The sequence below is a fragment of the Duganella sp. AC237 genome (assembly GCF_979254035.1).
In genome coordinates this window covers 4,649,067-4,670,390 of the sequence record NZ_CEEDEW010000003.1, presented here as the reverse complement: position 1 = coordinate 4,670,390, position 21,324 = coordinate 4,649,067, and the positions used below count along the sequence as shown (strand labels likewise).

Genomic DNA, 21,324 nt, shown 5'->3' with positions numbered 1-21,324 from the left:
GGCGTTTTTATTGAGCGAAAGCTGGAAAGTGTATCTGGTCTGCTATGTGGTTTCTTCATTCTTTTGACTGTAAAACCCCCTTATATTTATTGCGCCAACAGTAAGAACACTGTGGGCTTCTTGTGGAAATCCGGCGCCTTGGCGCTTTTCCATTGGGCGGCGGTCATCGTGCGGATCGTTTCCGATGCCAGGCTTAGATCCGTCGCCACGCAGACCAAAGTCGATGGGGCGCACGCTGCCACCAGCGCTTCCAGCATCGCCGCGTTGCGGTACGGCGTTTCGATAAACAGCTGCGTCTGCTTTTCCTTGCGCGAGCGTGTCTCCAACTCCTTGATCCGCGTGGCGCGCTGCGCTGCGTCGGTCGGCAGATAGCCGTTGAAGGCGAAGCTCTGTCCGTTCAGGCCGCTCGCCATTACTGCCAGCAGCAGCGACGACGGCCCCACCAGCGGGCGCACCGGAATATTGTGCTGATGCGCCAGCCGCACCAGGTCGGCGCCGGGATCGGCCACCGCCGGCACGCCGGCCTCCGAGACCAACCCGCCATCGCGCCCCGCCAGCAGCGGCGCCAGCAGGCCGGCCAGCGCGGCCGCCGGCGTGTTGACGTTCAACTCGGAGATGGTGATTTCCTGCAGCGGCTTGGCCAGCGGGTGGTTGGCGTTAACCAGCTTGAGGAAGGCGCGCGCGGTCTTGGCGTTCTCCGCCACGAAGTAATCCAGTTGCGACGTGATCTGCTGCACCTGTTCGGGCAGGACGGAGGAGAGCGCTTCAGTCTCGCCCAAGGTATTCGGTATTAAAAAGAGGGTGCCGGGCATATCAATCTAGGTGTTGTGTGATGAAGTGTTGAAAAAGGAGACGCCAATCTTGCGCAGCATGCCTGTCAGCGCGATCAAAGGCAAGCCGGTGAGGGCGGTCGGGTCGCTGCTGTCGATGCGTTCGAGGATGGCGATGCCGAGCGCTTCGTTCTTGGCGCTGCCGGCGCAGTCGTACGGCTGTTCGATGCGCAGGTAGGCGTCCAGCTCGGCGTCGGGCAGGTCGCGGAATTTGACGACGGTGCGGATGTCCTCCACTTGCGCGGCGGCCGCCGGATCGCCCACGCGGCCGTCCCAGACGCACAGCGCGGTGTGGAACACCACCTCACGGCCGCGCATCTTTTGCAACTGCGCCAGCGCGTTGGCGTGGTTGCCCGGTTTGCCGATCTGCTCGTCGTCCAGCGTGGCGACCTGGTCGGAGCCGATGACGATACAGCCCGGCAGCTTGGCGGCCACGGCGGCCGCCTTTTCGCGTGCCAGGCGCAGCGCTGTGGCGCTCGGGGTTTCGCCGGGCAGCGGCGCCTCGTCGATGTCGGGCACGGCAACCTCGAACGGCAGTTGTAGCCGTGATAATAATTCCTTGCGATAGGCCGAACTGGAGGCCAAAACGAGCCGTTGTGCGGCGATTTGAGCGGTTGCGCTTGATGTCATAGGGGGAATGTTATATGCTCTGTCGCCGGCTTGAAGAGCGACGGAAAAAGACGAAAAACAGGAAAAAGCCGCGCAGGCTTTGACTTGGTGCCGAAAACCCTGTTATTATCGCAGGTTTTCCGGGGAATTTTCTGTAATGAATGCTATTGTCATCGACGCTTTTGAGTTCTGTCGGAGCAACGGCAGCCAGCAAGGCGTGACGCCTGTTGCCGAAATGACCCGCCTGATCAAGGATTGTGCCGATACCTCGGGCGCTATCACCTGGAAGGTCGAAGGAGGCACCGGCAAGATGGGCTTCCCGCAGCTGAAGCTGTCGGTCGCCGGCACCGTGCAATTGGTCTGCCAGCGCTGCCTGACCCCATACGCTCACACCATCGATTCGTCGACGCTGTTGATGCTGGGTAAGGACGATCAGCAGGCGGATGAAATCGAAGAAATGATCGACGACGAAACGATCGACGTGATCGTCGGTAGCCGCACCATGGCGGTGGCGGATCTGGTGGAAGACGAAGCGCTGCTGGCCCTGCCGCATACGCCGAAACATGATGTCTGCCCCGACAACGCCCTGCTGGACAAGGCGAAAAGCGAGAAGATCTCGCCGTTCGACGCCCTCAAGGGCCTCAAATCCGAATAAGCAAGACCGAATATGTAGTACGTAAAGTACGTGCCACGCACGTGTTGTAGTCGAGTATGGCAAGTCAGTAGGGCAATGTAGTAAATCTCAGTTTAACTATGCCGGTTCCGTTTTGCCGGCAGGATACTCGATTCGCATGTATTTGCTGGTCGAATGTGTTAAAATTTTAGAACTTATGTATTAGGAGTCATTAACATGGCAGTTCAACAGAACAAGAAGTCCCCTTCGAAGCGCGGTATGCACCGTTCGCACGATTTCCTGGTAGCTCCACAACTGGGTATCGAGCCAACCACCGGTGAAACCCACCTGCGTCACCACATCAGCCCTAACGGCTTTTATCGTGGCCGTAAAGTCCTGAAAACCAAAAACGACGAGTAATCGACGCTTTTGCTGGACCCGGAATAGGCGGTGCTGTCTTATGAAGCATCGCTTTTTCTTTTTTCATCGGCTGCAATCCTCTTTTGCACACCGTCATTTTGAAACGCGTAGACCTGGGTTTCAGTGGTCCGCCGCTTGCCGCAGCTTGCCCAGACAAGGGCTGGAGCGTGGTACTGAATCAAAACAATGACAATCAAAATTTCTATCGACTGCATGGGCGGAGATCACGGTCCATCGGTCACCATCCCCGCAGCACTATCCTTCGTCAAACGCGAACCCGATGCTGAACTGATTTTGGTCGGTTTGGAAGACGTTATCCGCGCAGAATTGAAAAAACATCACGCCGACGCGCATCCGCGCCTGTCCGTCGTGCATGCATCCGAACAAGTCACCATGGACGACCCTTTGGAAGTGGCGCTGCGCCGCAAGAAGGATTCGTCGATGCGCGTGGCCATCGAGCAAGTCAAGGGCGGCAGCGCCCAGGCCTGCGTCTCGGCCGGCAACACCGGCGCGCTGATGGCCGTGGCCCGCTACGTGCTCAAGACCATGACCGGCGTCGACCGTCCGGCCATCTGCAGCATCATGCCGAACCAGAAGGGCGGTCCGACCTACATGCTCGACCTGGGCGCCAACGTCGATTGCGAACCGCATCACCTGCACCAGTTCGCCATCATGGGGTCGGTGCTGGTGTCGGCCATGGAAAACATCGAGCGCCCGACCCTGGGCCTGCTCAACGTCGGCACCGAGGACATCAAGGGCAACGACGTGGTCAAGGCCACCAGCAAGCTGCTGCAGGCCGACCACGAGCGCGGCGCGCTGAACTTCTACGGCAACGTCGAAGGCAACGACATCTTCAAGGGCACCACCGATATCGTCGTCTGCGACGGCTTCGTCGGCAACGTCACCCTGAAAGCGGTGGAGGGCGTGGCGCGCTTCTTCGCCGACACCGTCAAGACCGAATTCAAACGCACCCCGCTGACGATGCTGAGCGCCTTGCTCGGCCGCGGCGCGCTCAACAACATCAAGGCCCGCCTGTCGCCGTCGCGTTATAACGGCGCCAGCCTGCTCGGTTTGCGCGGCCTGGTGTTCAAGAGCCACGGCGGCGCCGACGCATATTCTTTCGAGTGGGCGATCAAGCGGGCGTATGATGCTGCAAAAAATGATGTGTTGCCGCACATTTCGACGTTAATCGCCGAACTCATGCCACGCAACACGGAAACCCCGGAAGTACCAAGCTCAACTATTTAGTGGATGGTAGACGGCATGACTTTGTACAGCAAAATAATCGGCACCGGCAGCTATCTGCCTGAGCGGCGTGTCACCAACCAGGATCTGACCGATCAGCTCGCCGCGAAGGGCATCGAGACTTCGGACGAGTGGATCGTCAGCCGCAGCGGCATCTCGGCGCGCCACTTCGCCGAGCCGGGCGAGAAGTCGTCCGACCTGGCCGTCAAGGCCGCCAAGCGCGCGCTCGACATGGCCGGCTTGCAACCCAACGATATCGACCTGATCGTCCTGGCCAGCTCGACCCCCGATTTCTTCGGCAGCTTCCCCAGCACCGCCTGCGTCGTCCAGCAAAAGCTGGGCATCACCAACAACGGCGCGGCCGTCGATGTGCAGGCCGTCTGCAGCGGCTTCGTCTATGCGATGTCGACCGCCGACGCCTTCATCCGCGCGGGCATGAACAAGAACGTGCTGGTGATCGGCTCGGAAGTGTTCTCGCGCATCCTCGATTTCAACGACCGCACCACTTGCGTGCTGTTCGGCGACGGCGCCGGCGCCGTGGTGCTGACCGCGTCGCAAGAACCGGGCATCCTGGCCACCGCGCTGCACGCGGACGGCCGCCATTCCGGCATCCTGTGCATGCCCGATTCGTTCGGCGGCGCGGTGGCCGGCGAGGCTTACCTGTACATGGACGGCCCGGCGGTGTTCAAGCTGGCCGTGTCGGTGCTGGAGAAGGTGGCCCACGAGGCGCTGGAAAAAGCCGACATGGCGCAGGACCAGATCGACTGGCTGATTCCGCACCAGGCCAACATCCGCATCATGAACAGCACCGCCAAGAAGCTGGGACTGCCGCTGGAGAAGATGGTGGTGACCGTCGATCAGCACGGCAATACCTCTGCCGCGTCGATCCCGCTGGCGCTGGACGCCGCCGTGCGCGACGGCCGCGTCAAAAAGGGCCAGAACATCATGATGGAAGGTGTCGGCGGCGGCTTCACGTGGGGCGCCGTGCTGGCCCGCATCACCGACGACCTGGGCGCCCGCTAAGGCTCCGGCTTGTTCTTGCGCGTAAATTAGAATTAGAACTCTAACGGGCTCTACGGTAGTGGTGCGGTCATCATTGCATGCTAGCGTAGCGGCCAATTAACGAGATCAATCAATGAGATGGATGACGTAATGACTAAATTTGCTTTTGTATTTCCAGGCCAGGGTTCGCAAGCGATCGCGATGATGGACGGCTTCGCCGGCAACCCGGTGGTGGCGCAGACCATCGCCGAGGCATCGGACGCGTTGAACTTCGACCTGGGCAAACTGATGGCCGAAGGTCCCAAGGAAGAGCTGGACCTGACCACCAATACCCAGCCGGTGATGCTGACCGCCGCCGTCGCCACCTACCGCGCGTGGATCGCCGCCGGCGGCCCGGTGCCGTCGATAGTCGCCGGCCACAGCCTGGGTGAATACTCGGCGCTGGTCGCCGCCGGGGTGATCGCGTTCAAGGACGCCGTGCCGCTGGTGCGCTTCCGCGCGCAAGCCATGCAGGAAGCCGTGCCGGTCGGGCAGGGCACGATGGCCGTGGTGCTGGGCCTGTCGGACGACGACGTCCGCGCCGCCTGCGCCGAGGCGGTCGCCGCCACGCCGGGTTCGGTGGTCGAGGCGGTCAACTTCAATGCGCCGGCCCAGGTGGTCATCGCCGGTGAAACCGCCGCCGTCGAGCGCGCCTGCGAAATCGCCAAGGCCAAGGGCGCCAAGCGCGCCATGAAATTGCCGGTGTCGGCGCCGTTCCATTCGTCGCTGCTCAAGCCCGCTTCGGACCGCCTGCGCGACTACATGGCCGACCTGAACTTCTCGGCGCCGCAGATCGCGCTGATCAACAACGTCGACGTCGCCGTGCTCAACGATCCGGCCGCCATCAAGGACGCGCTGGTGCGCCAGGCCGCCGCGCCGGTGCGCTGGGTGGAGACGATGCAGAAAGTCGCCGCCGAAGGCATCACCCAGGTGGTCGAATGCGGCCCGGGCAAGGTGCTGATGGGCTTGACCAAGCGCATCGACGCCGCCCTGGTGGGTGACGCCATCACCGATCAGGCTTCGCTGGACCGCATCTTGACCTCGCTCAAGTAAGCGGCAAGCCAAATCAAAGACACTCGTTATTTACGTAGAAGGACAACCATGAATTTAGCAAATCAAGTCGCGCTGGTCACGGGCGCATCGCGCGGCATCGGCAAGGCCATCGCGCAAGAGCTGGCCCGCCAGGGCGCGCGCGTGATCGGCACCGCCACCACCGAAGCGGGCGCCGAGGCGATCAGCGCCTACCTGGCCGAGTTCGGCGCCGAGGCGGGCAAGGGCATGGTCCTGAACGTGACCGATGCCGAGCGCTGCGCGGCCGTCATCGACGAGATCGGCAAAACCTTCGGCGCCGTCGGCATCCTGGTCAACAACGCCGGCATCACGCAGGACCAGCTGGCCATGCGCATGAAGGACGAGGAATGGGACAGCGTCATCGCCACCAACCTGACGTCGGTCGGCCGTTTGTCGCGCGCGGTACTGCGCGGCATGATGAAAGCGAAAACTGGGCGTATTATTAACATCACTTCGGTGGTGGCGTCGTCGGGCAATCCAGGCCAGATGAACTATGCCGCCGCCAAGGCCGGCGTCGAGGGCATGGGCCGCGCGCTGGCGCGCGAGATCGGCAGCCGCAACATCACCGTCAACAGTGTGGCGCCGGGCTTCATCGACACCGACATGACCAAGGCCCTGGGCGAAGAGCAACACGCGGCGCTGCTGACGCAGATTCCGCTGGCGCGCCTGGGCAAGCCGGAGGACATCGCCGCGGCGGTGGCCTTCCTGGCGTCGCCGCAAGCGGCCTATATTACCGGTACCACCCTGCACGTCAACGGCGGTATGTACATGAATTGATGGGTTTGGGCATGATTAAAATGCCGATTCCCGTCTTTTACCAGTGATTTCGAAAGAGTTTGCAGTAATTTAGCGGCAGACATCGAAATTAGTTTTTCAGTGCGCAAACCTGATAAAATGCGCGCTTTCCGTAACAAACAAATGGAGCCATAACATGTCGGATATCGAACAACGCGTTAAGAAAATCGTCGCTGAGCAACTGGGCGTCGCCGAAGCAGACATCAAAATCGAATCCTCGTTCGTCGACGACCTGGGCGCTGACTCGCTGGACACCGTCGAGCTGGTAATGGCCCTGGAAGACGAATTCGAAATGGAAATCCCTGACGAACAAGCAGAAAAGATCACGACCGTACAGCAAGCGATCGACTACGCTACTGCACACGTCAAGGCCTGATTTACCGCCCGATCGACTTTAGGAGAATCGCTTGAGAGGTTCTAAAAACCGTCGTGTTGTCATTACCGGCCTGGGCGCCGTTTCCCCGATCGGCAACAACGTTGCCGACACGTGGGCGGCGGCGTTGGAAGGCAAATCCGGTATAGCCACCATCACCAAGTTTGACGCGCAAGCTTTCAGCACCCGTTTTGCCGGTGAAGTCAAAGGCTTCAATATCGAGGACTACATCACGGCCAAGGAAGCCCGCCATATGGATACGTTTATCCATTACGGCATGGCGGCCGGTATCCAGGCCGTGCAGGATTCGGGCGTGGTCGTGACCGAAGACAACGCCGATCGCATCGGCGTCATCATCGGTTCCGGCATCGGCGGCCTGCCGATGATCGAAGAGCAGAAGGAAGACTACGACAAGCGCGGTCCGCGCCGTATCTCCCCGTTCTTCGTGCCGGCGTCGATCATCAACATGATCTCCGGTAACCTGTCGATCAAGTACGGCATGCGTGGCCCTAACCTGTCGATCGTGACGGCCTGCACCACCGGCCTGCACTGCATCGGCGCCGCCGCTCGCCTGATCGAGTACGGCGATGCCGACGTGATGGTGGCCGGCGGCGCGGAATCGACCATATCGCCGCTGGGCCTGGGCGGTTTCGCCTCGGCCAAGGCGCTGTCGTCGCGTAACGACGATCCGGCCACCGCGTCCCGTCCATGGGACACGGACCGCGACGGCTTCGTGCTCGGCGAGGGCGCCGGCGTGATGGTGCTCGAAGAGTACGAACACGCCAAGGCGCGCGGCGCCACGATCTACGCGGAATTGCTCGGCTTTGGCATGAGCGCCGACGCGTATCACATGACCTCGCCGTTGGAAGACGGCGCCGGCGGCAGCAAGTCGGCGCAAGCCGCGTTGCGCAACGCCGGTGTCAACCCCGACCAGGTGCAGTACGTGAACGCGCACGGCACCTCGACGCCGCAGGGCGACGTGGCCGAGGTGCAGGGCATCAAGCGCACCTTCGGCGACCATGCCAAGAAGCTGGTGGTCAATTCGACCAAGTCGTTGACCGGCCACCTGCTGGGTGGCGCCGGCGGTCTGGAAGCGGTGTTTACGGTCCTGGCGGTCCACCATCAGGTGTCGCCACCGACCATCAACATCTTCAACCAGGACCCCGCGTGCGACCTGGACTTCTGTGCCAATGTCGCCCGTCCGATGAAGATCGAGTACGCGCTGAAGAACTCGTTCGGGTTCGGCGGCACCAACGGCAGTCTGCTGTTCGGTAAAATGTAAAAAAGTTTGACTTCGCGTTGAACTAAATCCGGGCTCACCTGGTCCAACCAAAGTGAGCGAGGATTCGGCGCTGGCATTCGCCAGCGCCAGAATTGCCCAGCCTAGCGCTGGCGCTTCCAAGCTGTGTTGTTTCCCCCTATTTTTTTGTGTACGCGTTTTGTGGTGCTGCCGTCATGTCGATTGCGGTGTCCGTCATCATTCGCCCATCGGCCGGCCTGCGTCTGTTGCATGCCGGGCTGTGTAGTTGCGTGACGATGTCGGGCGCCGTCTGTCCGGGCGTGTTGGCGCCGCTGCTGTGTGTGTTGGCCGGCGTGCTCGGCTGGGTGATGGGGCGTCCCTGCGGTTTCGCGCTGCAGCTTGATATATCAGGTGTCGGCCGGTTTCGGCTGGCGGTATACCAAGAGCCAGGGACGATTCTGCGCCTGCTGGATGGGTCGACCTTGTGGCCGGGCATCTTGTTGTTGCGCCTGGGTGGCGATGACGGCAAGGTGCGGTGGGTGCTGGTGCTGCCCGATGGTGTAACGCGGCCTGAGCTGCGTGCGCTGTCGCTGGCGTGCCGTTCCGTTGCTGGACGCACTGAAATAAAAACGCCAACACTGTGAACTTCTTGCAGCGGGCTAACTCTATAGCATATATGACTATAAGATTTGGTGATGCTGCAGGCCACTGAGGAATGCAGGAGTGACGACAGAACGTGAGTGTGACCAGATGCTGGTCGACCGGGTCCGGGCCGGTGACAAGCAGGCGTTTGACATGCTGGTGGCGAAGTACCAACGCCGCCTGATGCGCTTGCTGTCACGTATCGTACACGACCCGGCCGAGGCTGAAGATGTGGTACAAGAGACGTTTATCAAGGCGTATCGGGCGTTGCGGCATTTTCGCGGCGATTCCGCCTTCTACACGTGGCTGTACCGCATCGGCATTAATACCGCCAAGAACTTCCTGGCGACGCAGGGCCGCCGTACGCCCACGTCGACCGAAGCGGACGCGGAACAAGCGGAAGCCTTTAACGATGGAGAGCATTTACGCGACATTAATACGCCGGAATCCATGCTGGCAAGTAAGCAGATCGCGCAGACGGTCAATGCGGCGATGGATGCCTTGCCTGTGGATTTGCGGACCGCGATCGCCTTGCGCGAGATCGAGGGATTGAGCTATGAGGAGATTTCAGACATCATGGCCTGTCCCATCGGTACGGTCCGCAGCCGCATATTCCGTGCCCGCGAAGTCATCGCCGAAAAATTGAAGCCTTTACTGGACATGCCGATTGACAAGCGCTGGTAAGGCAGTAATGATGGCAATTGTTGTTGGCGTCCGGAAAGTGTCGACTAGGCGGCACCAGGGCGGATGTGTTTTAAGATGGCGGGATACGCGATGGATACCCAGAAAAGACTGCACGAAAACATCTCGGCGCTGGCCGATGGTGAACTGCCGCACAGCGAACGGGAGCTGGCATTCGCCGCCCTCGACACTGCGGACGGGCAGGCGGCCTGGCGCGCTTACCACCTGACCGGCGACGTGCTGCGCGATGAGGCCGACGGCACCCTGAGCGATGGCTTCAGCGCGGCGCTGGCGGAGCGTCTGGCCGCCGAGCCGGCCCTTGAGATTTCCCCGTTCACGTCCGGCGCCGGCGATCCGGCCGCGCCGCCGTTCGACGCCCCACCGCCGTCCGAGGACTATCCGGAATCGCGGGCCGACGTAATTCTGCCTTAAGCCAAAGGCGGTCACATACTCTTATAATAACTTTGGGCAAGCTGGCGGGCGACTTTTCGCTTACCATGTATGCTAACCACCCATAACGCCTGGCGCTACTGGGTGGTTAAACGCATCCAAGAACTTTATAGAGACCGATACTTTCCATGAAAAACAATATCACTGCTGGTAGTAAAACTCTTTCCGCGCTGCTCATCGGCGCAAGCGTATGGATGTCTCCGGCCCTTCTGGGCATGGCGCCCGCCGTCGCGGCCGCGCCGGTCACCGGTTCCGTGCAGGGCTTGCCCGATTTCGCCGACCTGGTCGACAAGGTCGGCCCGGCGGTGGTCAATATCCGCACCACCGAGGTGGTGAAGCAGGGCGGCCGCGGCGAGGAGCTCGGCGACGAGGAAATGCAGGAATTCCTGCGCCGCTTCTTCGGCGGCGCCATTCCCCAGCCCGGTCCCGGCGGCAAGGCTACGCCCCCGGGCAGGGGCAATCCGCGCGGACGCCGCCAGGCGCCGGAAGAGCCGGTCCAGCGCGGCGTCGGCTCCGGCTTCATCCTGTCGGCCGACGGCTATGTGATGACCAACGCCCATGTGGTCGAGGGCGCCGACGAGGTGTTCGTAACCCTGACCGACAAGCGCGAGTTCAAGGCCAAGGTGCTGGGCGCCGACGCCCGCACCGATGTCGCCGTGCTGAAAATCGAGGGCGACAAGTTGCCGTTCCTGATCATGGGCGACTCGGACAAGATCCGCGTCGGCGAATGGGTGATCGCCATCGGCTCCCCGTTCAACCTGGAAAACACTGTTACCGCCGGCATCATCTCGGCCAAGCAGCGCGACACCGGCGACTACCTTGCGCTGATCCAGAGCGACGTGGCCGTCAATCCCGGTAATTCGGGCGGCCCGCTGATCAATATGCGTGGCGAAGTCATCGGCATCAACTCGCAGATCGCCACCCTGTCCGGCGCCTACAACGGCATCTCGTTCGCGGTGCCGATCGACGAGGCGATCCGCGTTTCCGAGCAGCTCAAGAAGTCGGGCAAGGTCACGCGCGGCCGCATCGGCGTGCAGATCGGCGAAGTGAGCAAGGAAGTGGCCGAATCGCTGGGCTTGAAGAATGCGCAGGGCGCCGAAGTGTCGCTGGTCGAGCCGGGCGGTCCCGCCGACAAGGCCGGCATCAAGTCGGGCGACATCATCCTGAAGTTCAACGGCGCGGCGGTGACCCGCTCGTCGGACCTGCCGCGTTTGGTGGGCGGTACCGCCATCAACAGCAAGGCGACCGTGACGGTATGGCGCAAAGGTCAGCAGATCGACCTGCCGGTGGTGGTGGCCGAGCTGGAGGCGGAGAAGGGCGCCAAGGCATCCAAGGGCAAAGGCAAGGGCAAGGGTGAGCAGGCCGAGCCTGAAGCGCAAGGCAAACCCAACGCGCTGGGCCTGGTTGTCAGCGATTTGACGGCGGACCAGAAAAAGGCGCTGGGCGTCAGCGGCGGTGCGGCAGTCGAATCGGCCGAGGGCGTGGCTTCGCGCCTGCAGGAGGGCGACGTGATTCTGCAGTTGAACAACAGCGAGATCAAGGACGCCAAGCAGTTCAATGCGCTGGTGGCCAAGCTCGATCCGAAGAAGCCGTCGGTGCTGCTGGTGCGCCGTGGTGAGGCGACGCAGTTCATTTCGTTGCGGCCAAGCGCAGCGGCGAAAGAGAAGTAAGCGGCCGCGCCGCCCGCCAACCCCCCGGCCAACCCGGGGGGCGGACCCCAAGGGGTCCGACCCCACGTCCGTGGGGTGCGGGTTGAACGGTTTCGATCTCCATGCACTTCACCCTCTACTCCCGCAGCTACTGCCACCTCTGCCAGGACATGCTGGACGCTTTGCTGCGCCTGCAAACGCCGTCGCGCCCGTTCACCGTTGACGTCATCGACATCGACACTTCGGACGACCCCACCTTGCTGGCCCGCTTCGACGAGCTGGTGCCCGTGCTGTACGCCGACCTGTCCCAACCCGAGCTGTGCCACTACTTCCTCGACGAGCCACGCGTACTGGCATTGCTCAATAAATAAGCAAAATAAATGCCGCATTGCAGAAGTCGGCCTTTCCCCTCTGAAATCCGGTAAAATGCGGGGTTAGCTACATTAGGCGCTCGCCAGGGCATTCCAGCCCCGCTCGGAGCGCTTTTTTTGTATTGCGCACAGGATGAAGTTCCACGCGCGCCCGTCGTCTCACCCCCGTTTTTGAATATTTGTTAATGAACAACATACGCAATTTTTCCATCATCGCCCACATCGACCACGGTAAATCGACCCTGGCAGACCGCATCATTCAACTTTGCGGCGGCCTGTCCGACCGCGAGATGGAGGCGCAGGTGCTCGATTCGATGGATCTGGAGCGCGAACGCGGCATCACGATCAAGGCGCAGACCGCCGCGCTGCAATACAAGGCGCGCGACGGCGTGGTCTACAACCTGAATTTGATCGACACACCCGGCCACGTCGACTTCTCGTATGAAGTCTCGCGCTCGCTGTCGGCGTGCGAAGGCGCGCTGCTGGTGGTCGACGCCTCCCAGGGCGTGGAAGCCCAGACCGTGGCCAACTGCTACACCGCGCTCGACCTGGGCGTCGAAGTGGTGCCGGTGCTCAACAAGATCGACTTGCCGAACGCCGATCCGCCGACCGCGATCGCCGAAATCGAAGACGTGATCGGCATCGAAGCCGGCGACGCGGTCCATTGCTCGGCCAAGACCGGCCTGGGCGTCGAAGACGTGCTCGAGTCGATCATTGCCAAGGTGCCGCCGCCGAAGGGCGACCCGGACGCGCCGCTGCAAGCGCTGATCGTCGATTCCTGGTACGACCCGTACGTCGGCGTGGTCATGCTGGTGCGCGTGATCAACGGCACCTTGAAACCTAAAGACAAGATCAAACTGATGGCGACCGACTCGCTGCAGCTAGTCGAGGACGTCGGCATCTTCGCGCCGCGCTCGGTCTCGCTGCCGCAGCTGTCGGCGGGACAGGTGGGCTTCATCATCGCCGGCATCAAGGAATTGAAGGCCGCCAAGGTGGGCGACACCGTCACCCTGGCCAACCGTCCGGCCGCCGCGCCGCTGCCGGGCTTCAAGGAAGTCCAGCCGCAGGTGTTCGCCGGCCTGTTCCCGGTCGAGGCCAACCAGTACGACGCGCTGCGCGACTCGCTGGAAAAGCTGAAACTGAACGATGCCGCGCTGATGTACGAGCCGGAAGTGTCGCAGGCGCTGGGCTTCGGCTTCCGCTGCGGCTTCCTCGGCCTGCTGCACATGGAGATCGTCCAGGAGCGCCTGGAGCGCGAATTCGACATGGACCTGATCACCACGGCCCCGACCGTGGTGTACGAGGTCGTCATGCGCGACAACAGCATCCTGAAGGTGGACAATCCATCGAAGATGCCGGAACCGACCAAGATCAACGAGATCCGCGAACCGATCGTCACGGTCAACCTGTACATGCCGCAAGAATACGTCGGCTCGGTGATCACCCTGTGCATCGGCAAGCGCGGCGTGCAGATGGACATGGCCTACCACGGCCGCCAGGTCAAACTGGTGTACGAAATGCCGATGGGCGAGATCGTGCTCGACTTCTTCGACAAGCTGAAGTCGACCTCGCGCGGCTACGCCTCGATGGACTACGAGTTCAAGGAATACCGCGCCTCCGACGTCGTCAAGGTCGACATGCTGATCAACGGCGAGAAGGTCGACGCGCTGGCCATCATCGTGCACCGCTCCAACTCGGCCTATCGGGGCCGCCAGGTGGCCGCCAAGATGCGCGAACTGATTCCGCGCCAGATGTTCGACGTGGCGATCCAGGCCGCCATCGGTGTCAACGTAATCTCGCGTGAAAACGTCAAGGCCTTGCGCAAGAACGTGCTGGCCAAGTGCTACGGCGGCGACATCAGCCGGAAGAAGAAGCTGCTCGAGAAGCAAAAAGCTGGTAAAAAACGCATGAAACAAGTGGGCTCGGTCGAGATTCCACAAGAGGCATTCCTGGCAATCTTACAAGTGGACGATAAATGAACCTGCAAGTGATCTTGGGTAACTTCGCATTAATCCTGTTCGTGCTGATGGTCATCACGGGCGTGATCTGGTTCCTCGACGTGTTTTACCTGGCCAAACAGCGCCGCGCCGCCGCCAACCGCGCGCTGGCCGAGTACGACGCGCGCAACGCCAAGCTGACCGCCGACGGCATCAAGGTCGACAACACCGGCAACCGCGCCGCGATCGAGGCCGGCATCCTGCGCCAGCCGGTGTGGATCGAGTACTCGGGCAGTTTCTTCCCGGTCATCGCGCTGGTGTTCTTCCTGCGCTCGTTCCTGTACGAGCCGTTCAAGATCCCGTCGTCGTCGATGGTGCCGACCCTGCTGGTGGGCGATCTGATCCTGGTGAACAAGTTCACCTACGGCATCCGCCTGCCGGTGCTGAACCAGAAGATCATCCAGATCAACGATCCGCAACGCGGCGACGTGATGGTCTTCAAATACCCGCGCGACATGAGCCAGGATTACATCAAGCGCGTGGTCGGCGTGCCGGGTGATAAGATCACGTATGCCAACAAGCGCTTGACGGTCAACGGCGTGGAAATAAAGTACACCGCGCTGGACGATTACCTGGACGACGAGCGCCTGGTCTACAACAAGCAGTACCAGGAAGGCCTGACCGGCGTCACCCACCGCATTCTGAACAACGAACGCGCGCCGACGTTGAACCCGGCCGAAGTGCAGCAGTTCCCGTTCAAGGACGAGTCGTGCACCTACACCTATGACAGTTTCACATGCACGGTTCCGAAGGGTAACTACTTCATGATGGGTGATAATCGCGATAACAGCCTCGACAGCCGCTACTGGGGCTTCGTTCCTGATAAGAACATTGTTGGAAAAGCATTCTTTGTTTGGATGAACCTGGGGAATCTGCGCCGCATCGGCAGCATCCAGTAATCGCCGGCAAGGTTGTTGAGCGCAAGGCGGGCCGAAAGGGACTAACATGCAATCAGTTCGTCAGCACGGGAAGCATGCAAGGCAGCAGGGTATTTCGCTGGTGGGACTGATTCTGCTCCTGGCCGTACTGGGCTTTGTCGGCGTGCTGGGGCTGAAGATCGTGCCGACCTACACCGAATACCGGGCGATCCAGAACGCCATCGTCACGGCCAAGTCCGTTGGCGGCAATTCGGTGGTCGAGATCCAGAAGGCGTTCGACGCCAGTGCCACGACCGGGTACATCAGCTCGATCAACGGCCGCGATCTGGTCATCGGCAAGGAAAACGGCGAGATGGAAGTGAGTTTCGCGTACGAAAAGAAAATCCCGCTGGTCGGACCGGCCAGCCTGCTGCTCGAATACCAGGGCACGACCGCCAAGTCCGGCCTGCCGGCGGCGACGGCAAAAATCGATCAATAACGCCAGCCGATTAATTTAAAACGTCGAGACGACGTCACACAGAACCGATCAAACAATGAATCTTCAGTTATTGCAAAACCGTTTAGGCTATACGTTCCAGGATGCCGGCCTGCTGCAGCAGGCCTTGACGCATCGTAGCCACAGCAGTTTGCATAACGAACGGCTGGAGTTCCTGGGCGATTCGATCCTCAACTGCGTGGTGGCGTCGATCCTGTACGAGCGTTACGTGGCGATCGACGAGGGCGACCTGTCGCGCCTGCGCGCCAACCTGGTCAAGCAGCAGTCGCTGTACGAGATCGCCCAGAAGCTGGAGCTGTCGCAGTTCCTGCGCCTGGGCGAGGGCGAGTTGAAATCGGGCGGTTTCCGGCGTCCATCGATCTTGGCCGACACGCTCGAGGCGCTGTTGGGCGCCATTTTTTTGGATGGCGGCTTCAACCCGGCGCGCGACGTGATCCGCGCCTTCTACATCCCCATCCTCGACACCGTCGACCCGCAGACCCTGGGCAAGGACGCCAAGACGCTGCTGCAGGAATTCCTGCAAAGTAAGAAGATTTCGCTTCCGCTGTACAATGTGGTGGCCACCCATGGCGCCGCGCACAGCCAGGAATTCGAGATCGAATGCCTGGTGCCCAAGCTGGGCATCCAGGTCTACGGACGCGGCGGCAGCCGCCGCGCCGGCGAACAGGCCGCCGCCAAGCTGGCGCTGGAAGTGGCCGAGCAGGCGTTGCTGAAGACCCCGGCCGCCGGCCGCAAGGCCAAGCCGCGCGCCGCCCAGCTCAAGCTGGCCGGCATCGCCACCGTGCAGGGCGAGGCGGCTGCAGATCAGCCGGCCGCGGCCGCGCCGGCCAAGGCGGCCAGCAAGTAACCGCCGCAGCATTACACGAAGCGCAACACCATACTCTGAAGCGATATAGCATGACTACCGAAACGACCCCCGCCAACTTCCGTTGTGGCTATATCGCCATTGTCGGCCGCCCCAACGTGGGCAAATCGACGTTGATGAACACGCTCATCGGCGCCAAGGTCAGCATCACCTCGCGCAAGGCGCAGACCACGCGCCACCGCATCACCGGCATCCAGACGCATGACGACGCGCAGTTCATCTACGTCGACACGCCAGGCTTCCAGACCCGCCACGCGAACGCGCTCAACAAGACGCTCAACAAGACCGTCACCAATACGCTGATCTCGTCGGACCTGATCCTGTACGTGATCGAGGCGGGCACCTTCGGCCCGGCCGACCAGCAAGTGATGGACTTGCTGCCGTCCGAAGTGCCGGTGATCCTGGTGATCAACAAGGCCGACAGGGTCAAGGACAAGGCGGTGCTGTTGCCGTTCGCCCAGCAAGTCGCGGCCAAGTTCAACTTCGCCGCCATCGTGCCGGTCTCGGCCAAGCTGCGCTTCCAGCTTGACGGCCTCGAAAAAGAGATCAAGAAATTCCTGCCGGAGAACCAGCCGATCTTCGGACCGGACGACATCACCGACCGCAGCGAGAAATTCCTGGCGTCGGAGATCGTGCGCGAAAAACTGTTCCGCTTCGTCGGCGACGAGCTGCCGTACACCAGCACCGTGCTGATCGAGCAGTTCGAGCAGGAGGGCGACTTGCGCCGTGTGTTCGCCGCCATCCTGGTCGAGCGCGACACGCATAAGTCCATGATCATCGGTAACAAGGGCGCGCGCCTGAAAGAAGTGTCGACACAAGCGCGGTTGGACATGGAAAAACTGTTCGGCGGCCCGGTCTACCTGGAGATCTGGGTCAAGGTCAAATCCGGCTGGGCCGACAACGAAGCGGGTCTGCGCGCCTACGGCTACGAATAAAAGAGGACCGATGTCCAACACCACGCACGACGCCGAGGCTGATGCCGATAGCACGGCCGAACCGCGACAGGCAGCGCCTGCCGTGGAGCGTGGCGGGGTGCCCGCCATAACCCCTGCGCCGGCGCCCGTGGTGGTTGCCACCCCGGCGACGCCCGCAACGCCCCCCAAGCGGCCCCGCGCGCCGTCGCGCGAGCGCACCTTCGGCACCAAGGTCGCCGGCCAGCCGGCCTTCGTCCTGCACAGCTATCCCTACAAAGAAACCAGCCTGATCATCGATCTGTTCACGCGTGACTTCGGCCGCGTGGCCTTGATCGCCAAGGGCGCCAAGCGGCCGCACTCGCAGCTGCGCGGGGTGCTGCAAACCTTCCAGCCGCTGTCGTCGAGCTGGGTGGGCAAATCCGAGTTGCGCACCCTGACCGACGCCGAATGGGTTGGCGGCATGCTGCCGCTGGAAAAAACCGCGCTGCTGTGCGGCTTCTATCTCAACGAACTGCTGGTCAAGCTGCTGGCGCGCGACGACGCCCATCCGGCCTTGTTCGACCACTACGTCGCCACGCTCAATCAACTCGCGCACAACGAACCTGCGCCCATCGTCTTGCGAAAGTTCGAACGGGCCTTACTTAAAGAGACGGGGGTCTCGGCCGACCTGTCGCGCTGCACCGCCACGCGCGCGCCGGTGCGGGCCGACGTGGTCTATGTGGTCGATCCGGAGCGCGGTCCGCGTCCCGAGCGCGCATCCGACCAGTCGCCGCGCGTGGCCGGCAAGACCTTGATCGACATGGAGCGCGAAGACTACCAGGACGCCGCCACGCAATCGCAGAGCAAGCAGCTGATGCGCTTCCTGCTGGCGCACCACCTGGGCGGCGCGCCGCTGAACACGCGGCAGATATTGATCGACCTGTCGCAGTTGTAAAACAATCATAATTACACGGTAAAGACAAATGAGCTACCTGCATCCTTCCGGCACCATCATCGACCTTGGCGTGAACATCGACCACGTCGCCACCTTGCGCAACGCCCGCGGCACCATGTATCCGGACCCGATCCGCGCCGCGCTGCTGGCCGAGCAGGCCGGCGCCGACTGCATCACCCTGCATCTGCGCGAAGACCGCCGCCACATCAAGGATGCCGACGTCATCGCGCTGGCGCCGCAGCTGCTCACCCGCATGAACCTTGAGGCCGCCGTCACGCAGGAGATGATCGACTTCGCCTGCCGCATCAAGCCGGCCGACGTTTGCCTGGTGCCGGAAAAGCGCACCGAGGTCACCACCGAAGGCGGCCTCGATGTCGTCACCCACTTCAACGCCGTGCAGGCGGCCGTCAAGCAGCTGCGGGCCGAGGGCATTCGCGTCAGCCTGTTCATCGACGCCGACGAAGCGCAGATCGCCGCCACGGCGGACATCGGCGCTCCGGTCATCGAGCTGCATACCGGCCGCTATGCCGACACCGAGGGCGCCGAGCAGGCGGCCGAACTGGAACGCATCAAGCGCGGCGTGCTGTTTGGCGTCTCCAAGGGCTTGAAGGTCAACGCCGGCCACGGTCTGCACTACACCAACGTCCAGGCCATCGCCGCCATTCCGGATATCGCGGAGCTGAACATCGGCCACGCCATCGTCGCCCATTCGGTGTTCGTCGGCTGGGAGAACGCGGTGCGTGAAATGAAGGCCATCATGGTCTCGACCCGACTGGGGGCGCGGTGATCTACGGCATCGGCACCGATATCTGCAAAATCCCGCGCATCGAGGCGGCGCTGGCGCGCCACGGCGACCGCTTCGCGAAAAAGATACTGGGACCGCAGGAGATGGAGAAGTACCTGGCGCGCAAGGCCAAGAACCCCGTGCGCGGCATCCGCTTCGTCGCCACGCGCTTCGCCGCCAAGGAATCCTTCGCCAAGGCCATCGGCCTCGGTATCCGCATGCCGATGACGTGGCCGGCCGCGCAGATGCTCAACGCGCCGAGCGGCAAGCCGATGATCGTGTGCAGCGGCGTACTGAAAGAATTCATGGACAAGAATAAGCTGACGACGCAGGTGACGGTCAGCGACGAGGCGGAATACGCCGTCGCATTCGTCATCGTGGAACAAGCCAACTGAGACAGTACCGAGACCCGTAATGACCGACGCCGTACCAACCTCGCCAACCTCGCCAACCGTACCAACAGCGCCAGCGCCCGACCCGCGCGAACAAGTGCTGGCCACCGTGGCCAAGCTCCCCAACCTGCCGGGCGTGTACCGCTATTTCGACGCCGAGGACAAGGTTCTCTACGTCGGCAAGGCGCGCGACCTGAAAAAACGCGTCTCCAGCTACTTCCAGAAGAATATCGCCAGCCCGCGCATCGCCATGATGGTCGAACGCATCGCCCGGCTGGAAACCACGGTCACGCACAGCGAGGCCGAGGCGCTGATCCTCGAGAATAATTTGATCAAGGCGCTGGCGCCGCGCTTCAATATCCTGTTCCGCGACGACAAATCGTACCCGTACCTGAAGATCACCGGCGGCGACTCGCCGCGCATGGTGTACTACCGCGGCGCGGTCGACAAGAAGAACCAGTATTTCGGCCCGTTCCCCAGCTCCTGGGCGGTCAAGGAATCGATGCAGATCCTGCAGAAGGTGTTCCTGATCCGCACCTGCGAGGACAGCGTCTACTCCAATCGCACGCGCCCCTGCCTGCTGCACCAGATCGGCCGTTGCAGCGGACCGTGCGTCGATTTGATCAGCAAGGAAGACTACAAGGTCGACGTCGAAAACGCCGCCCGTTTCCTGCGCGGGCGCCAGAGCGAAGTGATGGAAGACCTGGAAAGGAAAATGCACGCCTACGCCGCCGACCTCAAATTCGAGCAGGCCGCGTCGGTGCGCAACCAGATACAGTCGCTGTCGCGCGTGCTGCACCAGCAAAGCATGGAAACCACCGGCGACGCCGATGTCGACATCATCGCCGTGCTGGTGCAGGGCGGTCGCGCCTGCGTCAACCTGGCCATGGTGCGCGGCGGCCGCCACCTGGGCGACCGCGCCTACTTCCCGAATCACATCGGCGACGCCGCCGCCATCGCGGAAGACCCGATCGAGGTCGAGGTGCTGGCCGCCTTCCTGGTCCAGCACTACACCGAAAAATTCATCCCCGGCACGCTGATCCTGAATATCGAATTCGACCAGCCGGCGCTGATGGTCGCTTTGCAGGAGCAGTGCGGCCACCGCATCAACCTGATCTTCCAGCCCCAGGACCAGCGCCGCAAATGGCTGGAACTGGCGCAGAAGGGCGCCGAGATTTCGCTGGCGCGCCTGCTGTCGGAGCAGGGCTCGCAGCAATCGCGCACGCGCGCGCTGGTCGAGGCGCTGGCGCTGGAGCCGGAAGATGTCGACCTGCTGCGCATCGAATGCTTCGACATCTCGCATACGCAGGGCGAGGCGACGCAAGCCTCGTGCGTGGTGTTCCACCACCACCAGATGCAGAACGGCGAATACCGCCGCTACAACATCAACGACATCACGCCCGGCGACGATTACGCGGCGATGCGGCAGGTGCTGTTCCGCCGCTACGAGAAGGTGGCCAACGGCGACGGCGTCATGCCCGACGTGGTGCTGATCGACGGCGGCAAGGGCCAGATCGAGATGGCGCGCCAGGTGTTTGCGGAACTGGGGCTGGATATCAGCCTGATTGTCGGCGTGGCCAAGGGGGAAGGGCGCCGCGTCGGCCTCGAGACGTTGATGTTCGTCGACGGCCGCGCGCCGCAGGAGCTGGGCAAGGAATCGGCGGCGCTGATGCTGGTGGCGCTGATTCGCGACGAGGCGCACCGCTTCGCCATCACCGGCATGCGCGCCAAGCGCGCCAAGACGCGCCAGACCTCGCGGCTGGAGGAGATCGAGGGTATCGGCGCCAAACGCCGCCAGCGCCTGCTGGCGCGCTTTGGCGGCCTGCGGGGCGTGGTCAATGCCAGCGTCGAGGACCTGAAGCAGGTTGAAGGCATCTCCAGCGCGCTGGCCGAGGAAATCTACCGCCAGCTGCACTAGCGGCGGCGAAGGTGGCGATGCGGCTCCGGGCGATGAAGCCCGGGGCAAACGTGCTGGTTTAATGTGCGTCGGCAAGGTAGACTAGCGGCGCATACAAAATAGTCACAGCGAAAATA

General features: G+C 62.1%; 25 protein-coding genes. 22 read left to right on the top strand and 3 right to left on the bottom strand.

The genetic code is table 11. The features are described from left to right. Positions 1-86: 86 nt before the first annotated feature. Positions 87-812 (bottom strand): SAM-dependent methyltransferase, encoded by a 726-nt coding sequence (locus tag AC0IYS_RS20755; RefSeq protein ID WP_471706967.1) that lies wholly within the window; start codon positions 810-812, stop codon positions 87-89. Between the two features lie 6 nt (positions 813-818). Further along, positions 819-1,460, bottom strand: a complete 642-nt coding sequence (locus tag AC0IYS_RS20750; protein WP_471706966.1) for a Maf-like protein — start codon at positions 1,458-1,460, stop codon at positions 819-821. A 136-nt stretch (positions 1,461-1,596) separates the two neighbouring features. Here AC0IYS_RS20750 and AC0IYS_RS20745 point away from each other — a divergent pair, with 136 nt between their 5' ends. Further along, positions 1,597-2,094, top strand: coding sequence for a YceD family protein (locus AC0IYS_RS20745; protein WP_471706965.1), 498 nt, complete (start codon positions 1,597-1,599; stop codon positions 2,092-2,094). 195 nt (positions 2,095-2,289) lie between these two features. Next, positions 2,290-2,472 (top strand): 50S ribosomal protein L32, encoded by a 183-nt coding sequence (gene rpmF, locus AC0IYS_RS20740; RefSeq protein ID WP_008449924.1) that lies wholly within the window; start codon positions 2,290-2,292, stop codon positions 2,470-2,472. Positions 2,473-2,510: 38 nt separating this feature from the next. Here the strand turns inward: rpmF and AC0IYS_RS20735 are convergent, their stop codons facing one another. Beyond that, positions 2,511-2,687, bottom strand: a complete 177-nt coding sequence (locus tag AC0IYS_RS20735; protein WP_177196599.1) for a hypothetical protein — start codon at positions 2,685-2,687, stop codon at positions 2,511-2,513. Between AC0IYS_RS20735 and plsX the strand changes: the two genes are divergently transcribed. The 20 genes from plsX to uvrC all read left to right on the top strand — a co-directional run bounded on the left by plsX (position 2,659) and on the right by uvrC (position 21,208). After that, a complete protein-coding gene (plsX, locus tag AC0IYS_RS20730; protein WP_471706964.1) occupies positions 2,659-3,720 on the top strand; it encodes a phosphate acyltransferase PlsX in 1,062 nt (353 codons plus the stop codon). The genes AC0IYS_RS20735 and plsX overlap by 29 nt on opposite strands. 15 nt (positions 3,721-3,735) lie before the next feature. Next, a complete protein-coding gene (locus tag AC0IYS_RS20725; protein ID WP_471706963.1) occupies positions 3,736-4,740 on the top strand; it encodes a beta-ketoacyl-ACP synthase III in 1,005 nt (334 codons plus the stop codon). A 129-nt stretch (positions 4,741-4,869) separates the two neighbouring features. Then, positions 4,870-5,811 (top strand): ACP S-malonyltransferase, encoded by a 942-nt coding sequence (gene fabD / locus AC0IYS_RS20720; RefSeq protein ID WP_471706962.1) that lies wholly within the window; start codon positions 4,870-4,872, stop codon positions 5,809-5,811. Between the two features lie 48 nt (positions 5,812-5,859). After that, positions 5,860-6,606 (top strand): 3-oxoacyl-ACP reductase FabG, encoded by a 747-nt coding sequence (gene fabG / locus AC0IYS_RS20715; RefSeq protein WP_471706961.1) that lies wholly within the window; start codon positions 5,860-5,862, stop codon positions 6,604-6,606. Between the two features lie 154 nt (positions 6,607-6,760). Next, positions 6,761-7,000, top strand: a complete 240-nt coding sequence (gene acpP, locus AC0IYS_RS20710) for an acyl carrier protein (RefSeq protein WP_008449912.1) — start codon at positions 6,761-6,763, stop codon at positions 6,998-7,000. A 31-nt stretch (positions 7,001-7,031) separates the two neighbouring features. Continuing rightward, entirely contained in the window at positions 7,032-8,279 is a 1,248-nt protein-coding gene (gene fabF / locus AC0IYS_RS20705) for a beta-ketoacyl-ACP synthase II (RefSeq protein ID WP_471706960.1), read from the top strand. Between the two features lie 173 nt (positions 8,280-8,452). After that, positions 8,453-8,881: a hypothetical protein gene (locus tag AC0IYS_RS20700; protein WP_471706959.1), complete on the top strand. Its 429-nt coding sequence runs from the start codon at positions 8,453-8,455 to the stop codon at positions 8,879-8,881. A 79-nt stretch (positions 8,882-8,960) separates the two neighbouring features. Beyond that, positions 8,961-9,563, top strand: a complete 603-nt coding sequence (gene rpoE / locus AC0IYS_RS20695; protein WP_471706958.1) for an RNA polymerase sigma factor RpoE — start codon at positions 8,961-8,963, stop codon at positions 9,561-9,563. Positions 9,564-9,653: 90 nt separating this feature from the next. Further along, entirely contained in the window at positions 9,654-9,992 is a 339-nt protein-coding gene (locus tag AC0IYS_RS20690; RefSeq protein ID WP_471706957.1) for an RseA family anti-sigma factor, read from the top strand. A 146-nt stretch (positions 9,993-10,138) separates the two neighbouring features. Beyond that, positions 10,139-11,680 (top strand): Do family serine endopeptidase, encoded by a 1,542-nt coding sequence (locus tag AC0IYS_RS20685; protein ID WP_471706956.1) that lies wholly within the window; start codon positions 10,139-10,141, stop codon positions 11,678-11,680. Positions 11,681-11,781: 101 nt separating this feature from the next. Beyond that, positions 11,782-12,030, top strand: a complete 249-nt coding sequence (locus AC0IYS_RS20680; RefSeq protein ID WP_471706955.1) for a glutaredoxin family protein — start codon at positions 11,782-11,784, stop codon at positions 12,028-12,030. Positions 12,031-12,215: 185 nt separating this feature from the next. Then, positions 12,216-14,009, top strand: coding sequence for a translation elongation factor 4 (gene lepA, locus AC0IYS_RS20675; RefSeq protein ID WP_090314279.1), 1,794 nt, complete (start codon positions 12,216-12,218; stop codon positions 14,007-14,009). Next, positions 14,006-14,926: a signal peptidase I gene (lepB, locus tag AC0IYS_RS20670; protein ID WP_471706954.1), complete on the top strand. Its 921-nt coding sequence runs from the start codon at positions 14,006-14,008 to the stop codon at positions 14,924-14,926. Before lepA ends, lepB begins: the two co-directional genes overlap by 4 nt. A gap of 46 nt (positions 14,927-14,972) precedes the next feature. After that, on the top strand, positions 14,973-15,383 hold the full coding sequence (locus AC0IYS_RS20665; RefSeq protein ID WP_471706953.1) for a DUF4845 domain-containing protein: 411 nt from the start codon (positions 14,973-14,975) through the stop codon (positions 15,381-15,383). Positions 15,384-15,438: 55 nt separating this feature from the next. After that, a complete protein-coding gene (gene rnc, locus AC0IYS_RS20660) occupies positions 15,439-16,248 on the top strand; it encodes a ribonuclease III (RefSeq protein WP_471706952.1) in 810 nt (269 codons plus the stop codon). 50 nt (positions 16,249-16,298) lie between these two features. Then, positions 16,299-17,201: a GTPase Era gene (gene era / locus AC0IYS_RS20655; protein ID WP_090314275.1), complete on the top strand. Its 903-nt coding sequence runs from the start codon at positions 16,299-16,301 to the stop codon at positions 17,199-17,201. 10 nt (positions 17,202-17,211) lie between these two features. Continuing rightward, entirely contained in the window at positions 17,212-18,114 is a 903-nt protein-coding gene (gene recO / locus AC0IYS_RS20650) for a DNA repair protein RecO (protein ID WP_471706950.1), read from the top strand. Positions 18,115-18,142: 28 nt separating this feature from the next. After that, a complete protein-coding gene (pdxJ, locus tag AC0IYS_RS20645) occupies positions 18,143-18,901 on the top strand; it encodes a pyridoxine 5'-phosphate synthase (protein WP_471706949.1) in 759 nt (252 codons plus the stop codon). Beyond that, positions 18,898-19,293: a holo-ACP synthase gene (acpS, locus tag AC0IYS_RS20640; RefSeq protein WP_471706948.1), complete on the top strand. Its 396-nt coding sequence runs from the start codon at positions 18,898-18,900 to the stop codon at positions 19,291-19,293. Before pdxJ ends, acpS begins: the two co-directional genes overlap by 4 nt. Positions 19,294-19,312: 19 nt before the next feature. After that, positions 19,313-21,208, top strand: coding sequence for an excinuclease ABC subunit UvrC (uvrC, locus tag AC0IYS_RS20635; RefSeq protein WP_471706947.1), 1,896 nt, complete (start codon positions 19,313-19,315; stop codon positions 21,206-21,208). The last annotated feature ends 116 nt before the right edge of the window (positions 21,209-21,324 follow it).

Bases quoted from the DNA above. Each gene is read 5' to 3' on its own strand.
- lepB (WP_471706954.1), top strand. From the start codon at position 14,006: ATGAACCTGCAAGTGATCTTGGGTAACTTCGCATTAATCCTGTTCGTG.
- plsX (WP_471706964.1), top strand. From the start codon at position 2,659: ATGACAATCAAAATTTCTATCGACTGCATGGGCGGAGATCACGGTCCA.
- AC0IYS_RS20700 (WP_471706959.1), top strand. From the start codon at position 8,453: ATGTCGATTGCGGTGTCCGTCATCATTCGCCCATCGGCCGGCCTGCGT.
- AC0IYS_RS20680 (WP_471706955.1), top strand. From the start codon at position 11,782: ATGCACTTCACCCTCTACTCCCGCAGCTACTGCCACCTCTGCCAGGAC.
- rnc (WP_471706952.1), top strand. From the start codon at position 15,439: ATGAATCTTCAGTTATTGCAAAACCGTTTAGGCTATACGTTCCAGGAT.
- AC0IYS_RS20745 (WP_471706965.1), top strand. From the start codon at position 1,597: ATGAATGCTATTGTCATCGACGCTTTTGAGTTCTGTCGGAGCAACGGC.
- AC0IYS_RS20690 (WP_471706957.1), top strand. From the start codon at position 9,654: ATGGATACCCAGAAAAGACTGCACGAAAACATCTCGGCGCTGGCCGAT.
- AC0IYS_RS20755 (WP_471706967.1), bottom strand. From the start codon at position 812: ATGCCCGGCACCCTCTTTTTAATACCGAATACCTTGGGCGAGACTGAA.
- pdxJ (WP_471706949.1), top strand. From the start codon at position 18,143: ATGAGCTACCTGCATCCTTCCGGCACCATCATCGACCTTGGCGTGAAC.
- fabD (WP_471706962.1), top strand. From the start codon at position 4,870: ATGACTAAATTTGCTTTTGTATTTCCAGGCCAGGGTTCGCAAGCGATC.
- AC0IYS_RS20685 (WP_471706956.1), top strand. From the start codon at position 10,139: ATGAAAAACAATATCACTGCTGGTAGTAAAACTCTTTCCGCGCTGCTC.
- uvrC (WP_471706947.1), top strand. From the start codon at position 19,313: ATGACCGACGCCGTACCAACCTCGCCAACCTCGCCAACCGTACCAACA.
- AC0IYS_RS20665 (WP_471706953.1), top strand. From the start codon at position 14,973: ATGCAATCAGTTCGTCAGCACGGGAAGCATGCAAGGCAGCAGGGTATT.
- era (WP_090314275.1), top strand. From the start codon at position 16,299: ATGACTACCGAAACGACCCCCGCCAACTTCCGTTGTGGCTATATCGCC.
- fabG (WP_471706961.1), top strand. From the start codon at position 5,860: ATGAATTTAGCAAATCAAGTCGCGCTGGTCACGGGCGCATCGCGCGGC.
- rpmF (WP_008449924.1), top strand. From the start codon at position 2,290: ATGGCAGTTCAACAGAACAAGAAGTCCCCTTCGAAGCGCGGTATGCAC.
- AC0IYS_RS20750 (WP_471706966.1), bottom strand. From the start codon at position 1,460: ATGACATCAAGCGCAACCGCTCAAATCGCCGCACAACGGCTCGTTTTG.
- AC0IYS_RS20735 (WP_177196599.1), bottom strand. From the start codon at position 2,687: ATGCAGTCGATAGAAATTTTGATTGTCATTGTTTTGATTCAGTACCAC.
- acpP (WP_008449912.1), top strand. From the start codon at position 6,761: ATGTCGGATATCGAACAACGCGTTAAGAAAATCGTCGCTGAGCAACTG.
- AC0IYS_RS20725 (WP_471706963.1), top strand. From the start codon at position 3,736: ATGACTTTGTACAGCAAAATAATCGGCACCGGCAGCTATCTGCCTGAG.
- lepA (WP_090314279.1), top strand. From the start codon at position 12,216: ATGAACAACATACGCAATTTTTCCATCATCGCCCACATCGACCACGGT.
- recO (WP_471706950.1), top strand. From the start codon at position 17,212: ATGTCCAACACCACGCACGACGCCGAGGCTGATGCCGATAGCACGGCC.